11 protein-coding genes are annotated in these 11735 nt (G+C 71.8%); 6 read left to right on the top strand and 5 right to left on the bottom strand.

The window, feature by feature from the left end; genetic code table 11:
* Window positions 1–17: 17 nt before the first annotated feature.
* Window positions 18–641: a PH domain-containing protein gene (locus tag CUD01_RS01600; protein WP_141318148.1), complete on the top strand. Its 624-nt coding sequence runs from the start codon at window positions 18–20 to the stop codon at window positions 639–641.
* A gap of 32 nt (window positions 642–673) precedes the next feature.
* Here the strand turns inward: CUD01_RS01600 and CUD01_RS01595 are convergent, their stop codons facing one another.
* The 3 genes from CUD01_RS01595 to CUD01_RS01585 form a co-directional block, all read right to left on the bottom strand.
* On the bottom strand, window positions 674–1792 hold the full coding sequence (locus CUD01_RS01595) for an ABC transporter permease (RefSeq protein ID WP_141318146.1): 1119 nt from the start codon (window positions 1790–1792) through the stop codon (window positions 674–676).
* Complete coding sequence (locus tag CUD01_RS01590) at window positions 1789–3318, bottom strand: ABC transporter permease (protein ID WP_094179339.1); 1530 nt, start codon at window positions 3316–3318, stop codon at window positions 1789–1791. The genes CUD01_RS01595 and CUD01_RS01590 overlap by 4 nt, the downstream gene beginning before the upstream one ends.
* A 289-nt stretch (window positions 3319–3607) precedes the next feature.
* A complete protein-coding gene (locus tag CUD01_RS01585; protein ID WP_094179338.1) occupies window positions 3608–5440 on the bottom strand; it encodes an ABC transporter family substrate-binding protein in 1833 nt (610 codons plus the stop codon).
* A 362-nt stretch (window positions 5441–5802) separates the two neighbouring features.
* Between CUD01_RS01585 and CUD01_RS01580 the strand changes: the two genes are divergently transcribed.
* The 3 genes from CUD01_RS01580 to CUD01_RS01570 all read left to right on the top strand — a co-directional run bounded on the left by CUD01_RS01580 (window position 5803) and on the right by CUD01_RS01570 (window position 9209).
* Entirely contained in the window at window positions 5803–6270 is a 468-nt protein-coding gene (locus CUD01_RS01580) for a nitroreductase family deazaflavin-dependent oxidoreductase (RefSeq protein WP_141318144.1), read from the top strand.
* A gap of 140 nt (window positions 6271–6410) precedes the next feature.
* Window positions 6411–8735 (top strand): exo-beta-d-1,3/1,6-glucosidase, encoded by a 2325-nt coding sequence (locus CUD01_RS01575; RefSeq protein ID WP_141318142.1) that lies wholly within the window; start codon window positions 6411–6413, stop codon window positions 8733–8735.
* A 117-nt stretch (window positions 8736–8852) separates the two neighbouring features.
* A complete protein-coding gene (locus CUD01_RS01570; RefSeq protein ID WP_094182017.1) occupies window positions 8853–9209 on the top strand; it encodes a DUF4180 domain-containing protein in 357 nt (118 codons plus the stop codon).
* 36 nt (window positions 9210–9245) lie between these two features.
* On the opposite strand, the gene CUD01_RS01565 is transcribed toward CUD01_RS01570, so the two are convergent.
* Window positions 9246–9878: a 4a-hydroxytetrahydrobiopterin dehydratase gene (locus CUD01_RS01565; protein ID WP_141318140.1), complete on the bottom strand. Its 633-nt coding sequence runs from the start codon at window positions 9876–9878 to the stop codon at window positions 9246–9248.
* Between the two features lie 56 nt (window positions 9879–9934).
* On the bottom strand, window positions 9935–10420 hold the full coding sequence (locus CUD01_RS01560; protein WP_208405548.1) for a CGNR zinc finger domain-containing protein: 486 nt from the start codon (window positions 10418–10420) through the stop codon (window positions 9935–9937).
* A 59-nt stretch (window positions 10421–10479) separates the two neighbouring features.
* On the opposite strand from CUD01_RS01560, the gene CUD01_RS01555 reads away from it, so the two are divergent.
* Entirely contained in the window at window positions 10480–11187 is a 708-nt protein-coding gene (locus tag CUD01_RS01555) for a hemerythrin domain-containing protein (RefSeq protein WP_141318138.1), read from the top strand.
* Between the two features lie 101 nt (window positions 11188–11288).
* Window positions 11289–11723 carry an iron chaperone gene (locus tag CUD01_RS01550; protein ID WP_141318136.1) on the top strand — a complete coding sequence of 145 codons (435 nt, stop codon included), beginning with the start codon at window positions 11289–11291 and terminating at the stop codon, window positions 11721–11723.
* Window positions 11724–11735: the final 12 nt, after the last annotated feature.

Genomic DNA, 11735 nt, shown 5'->3' with positions numbered 1-11735 from the left:
CCTGGGATCATGGGGTCGTGCGAGACGACGACGAGACCTGGACCTTCCGGCCCCGCAGCGCGGCGTGGATCACGGGGGGTACGTGGCTCGTGGTCGCGGGCTTCGCGGGTGCCGCGGTCGCCGAGGGGGGTGCGCGGACGCTGCTCACCGCGGTGCCGTTCACCGCGGCGGCCGTGCTGCTCACCTGGCTGGTGGCCTACCGGCCGCACGTGCGGCTCGACGACGAGGGCGTCCACGTGGTGAACCCCTTCGTGACGCACCACGTGCCGTGGACCGCGCTCATCGAGATCCGGACGCGCTTCACGTGCACGTTCGTGACGCCCGGCCGCAGCGTCGAGGCGTTCGCCGCCCCGGGCCCGGGCCGGCACGCCGCGACGCGTGCGGTGTCCGTCGACCTGCGCCACGTGCAGGCGGGGGCCTTCGACCCCGCCCGCTCCGTGAGCATCGGCGAGATCGGGCACTCGCCGTCCGCGGTCGTCGCGACCGAGGCGCGCCGCCGCTGGGAGCGCCTCGTCGAGGACGGTGCGCTCGAGCTCGGTGTCGCGGACGAGGTCCCGGTGCGCCGCGAGGTGCACACGGCCGCCCTGGCCGCGGTGGGCGCGCTCGTCGCGCTGGGCGCGGTGCTGCAGCTCGTCGGCTGAGCACCGCGCCGACCGCGCGTGCGTGCGGGGCGTCACTTGGTCTCGTCCCGGGGGTCCGGGTCGTGCCCGACGCCCGGTGCGCCGTCCTCCCAGCCGCTGCGTGCGCCGTCGAGCGTCGCGACGTTCGCCGCGAGCAGGCTGCCCTCGAGGCGGTTGTCGATCTCCTCGCGCGGCGTCTCCTTCATGCGACGCAGGGAGATCTTGCGCTGGCGCGGGTCGAACGCGTCGCGCAGGCCGTCGCCGATGAAGTTGATGCAGAGGCAGATGAGGACGATGAACAGGCCGGGCCACCAGAACAGCCAGGGGCGCGTGGCGAACGCGGCCTGGTTCTGGCTGATGAGCAGGCCCAGGGACGTGTCCGGCGCCTTGACGCCCATGTTCAGGTAGGACAGCGACGTCTCCAGCAGGATCGCCGAGGACATCAGCAGGGTCGTGTTGACCGTGATGACGCCGACCGCGTTCGGCAGGATGTGCTTGAAGATGATCCGCTTGTCGGACGCGCCCGCGAGGCGGGCCGCGTCGACGAACTCGCGCTCGCGCAGCGACAGGAAGTCACCGCGGACGAGCCGCGCCATGCCGGTCCAGTACGTCAGGCCGAGCAGCAGGCCGAGCACGACGACACCGGACTTGGTGTTGTAGCCGATCACGGCGCCGATGAGCAGCACCGGGATGATGATCACCATGTCGGTCAGGCGCATGAGCACCGCCTCGACCCAGCCGCGGAAGTACCCCGACAGCGCGCCGAACACGACGCCGACGAACGCGGCGATGACGCCGACGACGAACGTCACGAGCAGCGAGATCTGGGTGCCGCGCATCGTCATCGCGAAGTAGTCGCGCCCGACCGAGTCCTGCCCGAACGGGTGCTCACCCAGGGAGAACGGGAACAGGCTCAGCGTGGGTCGCCCGCCGTTCTGCAGCGGCGGGGTGTCCGTCCAGCGGAACTTCCACCAGCCGTGCCAGCCGCCGATGCCCACCGAGGTGAGCGCGAGGATCACGACGAGCGCGAGGACGACGAGCGAGACGATCGCGCCCGTGTGGCCGAAGAAGCGCTTGCGGACCAGCGCGCCCTGGCTCTTGCCCTTGAGGTCGGCCGCGACCTCGCCGGAGTCGAGGGAGTCGGTCATCCGCTCCGTGGTCTGCTCGGTCATGCCTTCACCCTCACGCGCGGGTCGAGTGCGGAGTACAGGAGGTCCGCGACCAGGTTGAACGTCACCGCGGTGACGCCGACGACGAGGAACACGCCCATGACGGGGTTCGGGTCCTGGTGGTCGAGGCCTTGGATGAAGAGCTGGCCCATGCCCTTGAACGAGAACACGTTCTCGGTGATGACGGCGCCACCCAGCAGGCCGCCGATGTCGAACGCGACGATCGTCGCGAGCGGGATCAGCGCGTTGCGGAACGCGTGCCGGACGACGACCGTGCGCTCCGGCAGGCCCTTGGCGCGGCCGGTGCGGACGTAGTCCTGACCCATCACCTCGAGCATCGACGCACGCGAGTAGCGCGTGTACGAGGCGAGCGAGATGAGGATGAGCGAGATCGTCGGGAGGACGAGGTGCGTGTACTTGTCGACGCCCGTGATCCAGAAGTCGCCGTTGAGGTTCGGCGTCTCCGAGCCGATCGTCGCGATCGGGCGGCCGCGCGTGAGCTTGAAGTACTCGGGCCACGCCTGCATGAACCCGTCGAGCAGCACGAGGCCCGCGACGAGGAACGAGGTGAGGGCCGCGACCTTCATCGACTGGCCGCGGTCGTAGCCGCCCATGAGGCGCCCGACGAGCAGGCCGCCGCCGACCGCGGCGATGCCGAGGAGGATGACGAGCCAGACCGACGGGTCCTCGAGCAGCGGCTGCAGCGCGAACATCGCGACGACGGCGAGCCCGACCATGATGAGCGCGGAGTACAGCGCCTTGCGGTTGCGCAGGCCCGCGAGCAGCGCGGTGAGCGCGAACGCGATGCCGACGCCGAGCCCGGCGACGATGCCCGGCCCGAGACCCGGGTAGCTGAACCACTGCGACCAGCCGAGGTACCACAGGATGCCGGCGGTGAGGAGCGTGGACCCCGCGAACACGATGCCGCGGCGCTTCCACGAGCCGCCGATGAGGACCGTCCAGATGACACCGGCGACCAGCCCGACGGCGAGAGCGACGGTCACGCTCACCGAGGGGTCCCGGAGGAAGTCGTTGAAGCCGATCGCGCCGAACTCCTTGAGGAGCACCGCGACCCAGAACACCGGCAGCGAGAAGAACAGGAACGTCATGAACGTGACGCTGTAGTCGAGCACCGAGTACTGGCGCAGCGCGACGACGATGCCGATCGTGATGCCGATGACGACCGCGAGGATCGTCGCGGTGAGCACCAGCTGGATCGTCGAGGGGATCGCGGCGCTCAGCGCGTCGGTGACCTCCTGGCCCTGGAGCGTCTTGCCGAGGTCGCACTGACCGGGGATCACGCACTTGACGGCTCCGCTGAGCCACGAGAAGTAGCGCAGGGGTGCGGGGGTGTCGAGGTCGAGCAGGTCGATGCGGGCCTGCATCAGGGCCTCTTTGTTGGGGCGGTTCGACTCGCGGTACTCCCTCAGCGGGTCACCGGACACGGCGACCAGCTGGTACACGAGGAACGACGCCCCGAGCAGGATGAGCAGCGACACACCGAGGCGTCGCAAGACGTAGGAAGCCATCAATTCTCGCTTCTCGGGCGTGGGGAGCGTGCGCGGGTGAGGTGCACGCCTCCGCGTCGGCGTCGCGCTGTCGCGACGCAAAGGTCGGGAACGCCGCGCCTCGTGGGCGACGCGTTCAAGGCGGGTCCGCCGTACTGGTCAGTACGACGTTCTGAGGAGGGACTCTAGCGCGCGTCGCGCGCCGGTCCGTCGTCGACGGTGCGTCGACGACCCCGGGACGCACCGGTGCCGGGACCCGAACGACCGGGTCCCGGCACCGGTGGCTGTCATACCGGGGAGGTCAGCCGACTCAGTCGGTGACCGTCCAGTCCCACACGTTCCACCAGACACCCGACTGGCTCGGGTTGTAGGCCTCGATGCCACCCACGCGGTCGGCGACCGCGTCGATGCCGACCGACTGGAACAGGGGCAGGCCGTACGCGTCGGCGAACAGGAGCGGGTCGATCTGCTCCTGGATGTTCGCCTGCTCGTCGAGGTCCAGCGTCTTCACGAGCGTCGCGGCGAGCTGGTCGACCTCGGCGTTCTTGTAGCCGTTGTAGTTGCCACCACCGGTGCTGGAGAAGATCTGCGGGACGCCGGAGACGCCGACACCCGAGTTGATCCAGCCGAAGATGGCGACGTCGTACGAGCCGTCGGCGAGGCGCGAGCCCCACTCGGCGTCACCCTGGTCGTCGACCTTGAAGCCGGCGGCCGTGGCCTGCGCCGCGATCAGCGTGTAGGCGTTGACGCGGTTCGGGTTGTTGATGTTGTAGAGGATGCGCACGGTCGGCGTGACACCGACCTCCTCGAGCAGCGCCTTGGCGCCGGCGACGTCGGGCTCACCCGGGAAGTCGGCCGAGCCGTTGTTCGCGACCGAGTCCTCGTACGAGGCCTGGGCCGGGACGAAGAGCTGCGAGTTGAGGATCGACGCGTCCGCCTTGAGCGGCGTGACGATCGCCTCGAGGATCGCCTGGCGCGGGATGACCTTGAGGAACGCCTGGCGGACCTTGAGGGCCTTGGCCTCGTCGCCACCGTAGGTCGCGGGGTCGAACGGACCACCGTTGTTGAAGGTCAGGTCGACGTGGTCGTACGCGAGCTGGTCGCCCTCGTGGACCGTGATGCCGTCGATGCCCTCGAGCGCCGCGAGCGTGTCAGCGGACGGCTGCGGGGAGATGACGTCCACCTCGCCGTTCTTGAGCGCCTGCACGGCCGCCGTGGCGTCCGGGATGGTGCGCATGACGATCGAGTCCAGCTTCGGCGTCAGGTCGCCCGAGTACTTCTCGTTCGGGACGAGCGTGACGGACTGGTTCTCGACGACCTCGGAGACGATGTACGGGCCGGACGAGAGGTACAGCTCCGGGTCGCTCGGGAGGACCGTGGAGTCGAAGCCGGTGTTCCAGAAGTCCGCGACCTTGCGCAGCTCCGGGTCGTCGGCCGTCGCGTCCTTGGCGGTCGGCGCGAGCTTGGTGAACAGGTCGATCAGCGCCTGACCGTCCGCGAGGCCGGCCTTCTTGGCGACGACGTGCGCGGGCGCCTCGGCGGCGAGCGCGTACTCCCAGTCGGCGGCCGGCTCGGAGAAGGTGAGGGTCATCGAGCGACCGTCCTCACCCAGCTCCGGGAAGTCGGTCAGCGCGAGCGTGCCCGTGTCACCGGCGTAGTCGAAGTAGGAGACCTTGCCGTCGGCCGAGTTGTAGTGGCCCGAGTCGACCGCCCACGACAGGAGCAGGTCGTCCGCGTCGACGGGCTCGCCGTCCGACCAGACGACACCCTCGTTGATCGTGTACTTGACGGTCAGCGGGTCCTCGGAGACGACCTCGTACGTGCCGAACGACTCGTCCTTGGCGACACCGGGGTTGCCCGCGGCGAAGCTCGACCCGTCGACGTAGTTGAACCACGCGCGCGTCGGGTAGGTCGTGACCTTCGCGTTGATGTCCGTGTTGCCGTTGCTCGTGTTCGGGTTGAACGAGAAGAACTGGTTCGTCTCGGCAACGGTGAGCGTGCCGCCGGTGGTGGCCGCCTCGGAGGCCGACGGAGCGCCGGTGGCGTCGTCGTCCGAGTCGCCAGGCGCGTTGGAGCACGCGGTGAGCACGAGCGCGGTGGTCGCGAGAGCCGCGACACCGGCCAGGGATCGCCTGATCTTCAATGTTCCTCCAGGGAAGGTGGAGGTCCGCAGGACCGCTCGTACGAGGTACGGCTGTGAGGCAGACCGCCAGGGTTTGGCGCAACGTTAGTCAAGCGTTTTCGGGCAAAGCGGGCTGGGACCCGGCCGACCCCTGATCGTTACCCGATTGATACTGACCAGTACGTCTCAACTTTCGAGACAGCGGCGGCGATTCATGCCGAAAAATCACCTCTCTCCAGCGGGAAGGCTGTCCACCATCCGTCAAATCGGCGACGGTCCCACGCGCGATGTGTTAAAGCCCCGTTACACACCGGCCACCTGCCGGACACGTCCCGGCAACACGACCGACCGCCGACGCCTCGGCAGGACGGCACAATGCGGGCGTGGACCTCACCGACCTCGCCCGCCGCGCGGGACGCACCCGCTGGTTCGCGCGGCTCGGCCGCGCGACGTCGCGGCTCGACCGACGCCTGCAGCGGGCGACCGGCGGGCGGTGGACGGTCCTCGGCCGCGCGCGCCTGCCGCAGCTCGTGCTCACGACCACCGGCCGCCGCTCGGGCGAGCCGCGCGAGGTGGTGCTGCTCCACGTGCGGCACGAGGACGCCTGGGTGGTGCTCGGCTCCAACTGGGGCCAGGCCCACCACCCCGCGTGGGCGCTCAACCTGCTGGCCGACCCGCGGGCCCGGGTCACCGTCGAGGGGGCCACGCACGAGGTGGCCGCGCGTCTCGCCACGCCTGCCGAGTCACGGGTGCTCCTGCCCCGCCTGCGGGAGACCTGGCCGGGCTACGAGGCGTACGAGCAGCGCGCCGGCCGCGACCTGCACCTGTTCGTCCTCGAGCCCGTCCGGTAGGCGTGCGCACACCTACCACGCGGTAAGTCTTTTCGGTTAGGCTCGCCCGCGTGGGATCGCTCCCGCACGCTCGTCGTGCGGCTACGGGACCCACCGGCTCGCGCCGCCGCCGTCGTGATCCCCGTCGTAAAGGACCTGTCGTGACCCCACCCCTCGAGACCGCCGGCCGCACCGAGACGGGCACGGCGCCCTACCTCGACGCGACGCTCCCCGTCGCCGAGCGCGTCGCCGACCTCGTCGGCCGCATGACGCTGGCGGAGAAGGTCGGGCAGATGATGCAGCTCGACTCGCGCGGCTCCGTGCGCGGCCTCATCGAGGACCAGCACGTCGGCTCGATCCTGCACACCTCCCCCGCCCTGGTGCGCGAGGCGCACGAGATCACCGCCGGCACGCGGCTGCGCATCCCGCTGCTCATCGCCGAGGACTGCATCCACGGCCACTCGTTCTTCGAGGGCGCGACGATCTTCCCCACGCAGCTCGGCATGGCCGCCTCGTGGAACCCCGGCCTGGTCGAGCGCGCCGCGCGCGTCACGGCCGTCGAGGTCGCCGCGACCGGCATCCACTGGACCTTCTCCCCCGTGCTGTGCATCGCACGCGACCTGCGCTGGGGCCGGGTCTCCGAGACGTTCGGCGAGGACCCGTTCCTCATCGGCGAGCTCGCGTCCGCGATGGTCAAGGGCTACCAGGGCGACGGCCTGACCGACCCGACGGCGATCCTCGCGACCGCCAAGCACTTCGCCGGCTACTCCGAGACGCAGGGCGGGCGGGACGCGACCGAGGCGGACATCTCGCGCCGCAAGCTCACCGCCTGGTTCCTGCCGCCGTTCGAGCGCGTCGCCCGCGAGGGCTGCGCGACGTTCATGCTCGGCTACCAGTCGATGGACGGCACGCCGATCACCGTGAACGACTGGCTGCTGACCGACGTCCTGCGCGGCGAGTGGGGCTACACCGGCACGCTCGTCACGGACTGGGACAACGTCGGCCGCATGGTCTGGGAGCAGCAGATCCAGCCCGACCACGCGCACGCGGCCGCAGCCGCCGTGAAGGCGGGCAACGACGTCATCATGACGACGCCGCAGTTCTTCGACGGCGCCCAGGAGGCCGTCGCGGCCGGCATGCTCGACGAGGCCGCGATCGACGCCGCGGTGTCCCGCATCCTCACCCTGAAGTTCGAGCTCGGGCTGTTCGAGGACCCGCGCCGCCCCGACGACGCGCGCATCGCGCAGGTGCTCGGCACCCCCGAGCACGAGGCGCTCAACCTGGAGCTCACGCGCCGCTCGATCGTCCTGCTGCGCAACGAGGGCGTCCTGCCGCTGGCCGGCGGCTGCACGGCGGGCGACGACGAGCGCGCCGTCGCCCCCGCGGGCGCCGAGCGCCGGCGCGTGCTCGTCGTCGGCCCGAACGCCGACGACACCGACGCGCAGCTGGGCGACTGGGCCGGCCGCTCGGGCCAGGTGGACTGGCTGCCCGACGGCCACCCGCGCCACATGATCGAGACCGTGCTCGACGGCCTGCGCCGCCGCTCGCCCGAGGGCTGGGAGGTCACGTACGCGCGCGGCGCCGACATCCTCACGCTGACGCCGGACCCCGAGGGCGAGTACTTCCCCGACGGCCAGCCGCGCCCGCAGGTCGTGGCGCCGTGCGAGCCCGACCCGGAGCTCATCGCCGAGGCCGTCGCCGCGGCGCGGGACGCCGACTACGTCGTCGCCGTGGTGGGCGACCGCATCGAGCTCGTCGGCGAGGGACGCTCGACCGCGACGCTCGAGCTCATCGGCGGTCAGGTCGCGCTGCTCGACGCGCTCGCCGCGACCGGCACGCCGCTCGTCGTCGTCGTGGTCGCCTCCAAGCCGCACGTGCTGCCGGACTCGGCGCTCGACGCGGCGGCCGTCGTGTGGGCCGCCAACCCCGGCATGCGCGGCGGGCAGGCGGTCGCGGAGATCCTGCTCGGCCTGGTCGAGCCGTCGGGGCGGCTGCCCATCACGTTCGCACGGCACGTGGGGCAGCAGCCGACGTTCTACAACCAGCTCCGCGGCCAGCACGGCACCCGGTACGCGGACCTCACGCAGCGTCCGGCGTTCGCGTTCGGCGCCGGGCTGAGCTACACCACGATCGAGTACGCCGACCTCGAGGTGCTCACGCCGTCGGTCACGGCGGCCGACGAGGTGCACGCGCGGGTCACCCTCCGCAACACCGGCACGCGCCCCGCGCTCGAGACCGTCCAGGTCTACGTGTCCGACCTCGTCACCACGACGATGTGGGCCGAGAGCGAGCTCAAGGCGTACCGCCAGGTGGAGGTCGCGCCCGGCCAGAGCGTCGTCGTCGAGCTCACGCTGCCGGCGTCCGCGTGCTCGATCGTCGACGCCCAGGCGCGCCGCGTCGTCGAGCCGGGTGCGTTCGAGCTGCGCGTCGGGCCGTCCTCGGTGCGCGAGCAGCAGCTCGTCGCGGGGTTCACCATCACCGCGTGACGCGATGTCCGGTTCACGGCCCGTTCGTGACCCGCCTGGACGTCAGGCGGGTCACGGGCGGGTCACGAGGTGGTGACGGACGTCGCCGGAACCGGTTCCACCGGCTACGGTGACGCCATGCAGGTTCGGGTCATCGGCGACCGTCGGGTGCTCATGCTGCCCGCGGAGGGTCCCGCGATCGGTGCGGCACAGGCGACGGATCTCGTCGGCGACGCCTGGGGGTTCGACGCGTCGGTCGTGGCGGTCCCCGCGCAGCGGCTCGACCCCGACTTCTTCCGGCTGAGCACGCGAGTCGCCGGCGAGATCGCGCAGAAGCTCGTGAACTACCACCTGCACCTCGTCGTGGTGGGTGACGTCAGCGGGCACGTGGCGTCGAGCGAGGCGCTCGCGGGCTACGTGCACGAGTCCAACCGGGGCCGCCACGTGTGGTTCGTCGCGGACGACGACGAGCTCAAGCAGCGGCTCGTCGGCTGAGCGGCGCGCGCCGGCCGGGCCGGCTCCGGGCGTGAGCTACCGCTCCTGCCACGTGCACAGGCACAGGCGGTTGCCCTGCGCGTCCGCGAGCACCCAGAAGCTGGGCGCGTGCGAGTCGTCGACGAGCCGCCCGCCGGCCGCGAGCGCCGCGTCGATGCGTGGCTGCACCTCGCCGGGGTCCACCCACACGTCCAGGTGCCACCGCTGGCGCGGCTCCTGCGTGCCCGACCACTGGAACCACACCGTGGGGAGCGCGCCCGCGGGGTCGCTCAGGTCGTCCTCGCCCGTGTACGCGAGCGCGGCGGTGTAGAAGCCGCGCACCTCGGCGTGGTCGGGGCTGTCGAGCGCCAGCTCGACGAGGCTGCGCTCGGCGCCGCGCAGCTGGTGGCCGGCGTCCGCCGCGAAGCGGCTGATGTCGCGCGCGAGCCGCACGTCCGCGTCCGTGACGCCGCCCGCGTCGTGGCTCGTGAGACGCACGTCGACGAACGCGTAGCGCAGGTCGAGGTCCGGGTGGTGGTCCTGCTCCTGCGCGGCCGCGCCGATCCGGTCCACGAGCGCGAGCCCCGCGGCGAAGTCTCCCGTGGCGATCCGGGTGTGCAGCCCGCCGGGCAGGTACACCCAGCCCGTCAGGCCGGCGTCGGCGATCTGCTGTCCGGTGAGCTTGTCCATGGCCCCATGCTGACCCCGGGGTACGACACGCGCAGCGGGTGGGCCGGACGCGCTGGTCAGGCGCGGGCGCGGGCGCGGTAGGCGCGCGCCTTCATCACGTCCCCGCACTCGCCCATGGAGCACCAGCGGCCGGAGCGGTTGCGGGAGGCGTCGTGGTAGACCCACTGGCAGTCGGGGTTGGCGCACGCCTTGAGCCGCTGCAGCCGGCCGGCGCGGTGCTCCTCGAGGACGGTCGCGAGCACGGCGGCGACCTCGTCGTGCTCGTCGGCGGGCGCGAGCCAGGGTCCGTCGGGTCCCACCCGGACGACGAGCGGGTGCCGCGCGGACTCGTCGTCGAGCGCACGCGCGGACCCCTCGACGACGAACGCGCGCAGGGCGTCGCGCAGTGCTCGCCAGGCGGCGGGGGCGTCCGCCAGGCGGTCGACGCCGTGGAACCGGTCGTCGGTGTTGAGCAGCGCCCGGACGCGCTCGAGGGGGCCGGGGGCGACGCCGGGCTCGACGCCGAGGGTGATCCACTGCTCGAGGGTGTTGACGTCAGGCACGGTCGACACGATAGTCGTCACCACTGTCCAATGTTGACTGGTGATGCAAGGAGCCTGCCATGACGCCCCCGACGACGAGCGCGACGACCGACCGCGACCCCCGACCGCACGCGGAGCGACCCGGCTGCGACACGTCCGACATGCTGACGATCCACGCACTGTTCCGACGCGCGTTCACCGACCTGCCCGGCCTCGTCCGCGGCGTCGACGACGGTGACACCGCGCGTGCCACGACCGTCGCCGCGCACGCTCTCGAGGTCGCGGACGCGCTGCACCACCACCACACCGGCGAGGACGAGCTCCTGTGGGACAGGCTCGAGCAGCGCGCGCCCGCGTGCGCGCTGCACGTGGGACGCATGCGCGCGCAGCACGCCGCGACCGCCGAGCAGCTGCACGCGCTGCACGCCGCGGTCCCCGCGTGGCGGTCGTCCGCGAGCGCCGCCGACCGTGACCGCCTCGCCGAGCACCTGGAGGCCGTGCGCGACACGCTGCTGACGCACCTCGGCGACGAGGAGACCGCGGTCCTGCCGACCGCGTCGACCGTGATGACCCAGCGCGAGTGGGGCGCGCTGCACGAGCGCGGCATGGCCGCCGTGCCGCGCGAGCGCCTCCTGCTGCAGCTCGGCTGGATCCTCGAGGTCGTGCCCGCCGACGAGCGCGCGGGCTGGCTGCGGGCCAACCTGCCGCTCCCCGCGCGCGTGCTGTGGCGCCTCGTCGGACGGCGACGGTTCGCGGCGCACCGAGCCCACGTCTACGGCGTCGCCTGACGCCGCCCCGGGAACCGGTCAGGATTCGAGAAGCCCCGCCTCCCTCGTCGTCCCTAGCCTGGAGGCGACACCACGGACCAGCGACGAGGGAGGACGGCACGATGGCCGGACGCGACGAGCAGGGCACGGGCTTCACCGACGAGGAGAAAGCCGCGGTGAAGGAACGCGCCAAGGAGGCGCGCGCCGCGAAGAAGATGACCCCCGAGCAGGCCGAGGCAGAGGTGCTCGCGAAGATCGCCGAGCTCCCCGACGACGACCGTGCGATCGCCGAGGCGATCCACCGGCTCGTCCGGGAGAACGCGCCGGAGCTCACCGCACGCACCTGGTACGGGATGCCCGCGTACGCCAAGGGCGGCAAGGTGCTCGCGTTCTACCAGCCCGCGTCCAAGTTCAAGGCGCGCTACGGGACGCTCGGGTTCAACGACCCCGCCGCCCTCGACGACGGCCCGATGTGGGCGACGACGTTCGCGATCACCGCCCTGACACCCGACGTCGAGGCGCGGGTCGCGGACCTGCTCCAGCGCGCGGCGGGCTGACCACCACGGGAG

It is taken from the genome of Cellulomonas uda (genome assembly GCF_006538705.1).
Lineage (GTDB): Bacteria > Actinomycetota > Actinomycetes > Actinomycetales > Cellulomonadaceae > Cellulomonas > Cellulomonas uda.
The sequence above is the reverse complement of the archived record's forward strand: the minus strand, read 5'-3'. Positions and strand labels throughout refer to the sequence as shown.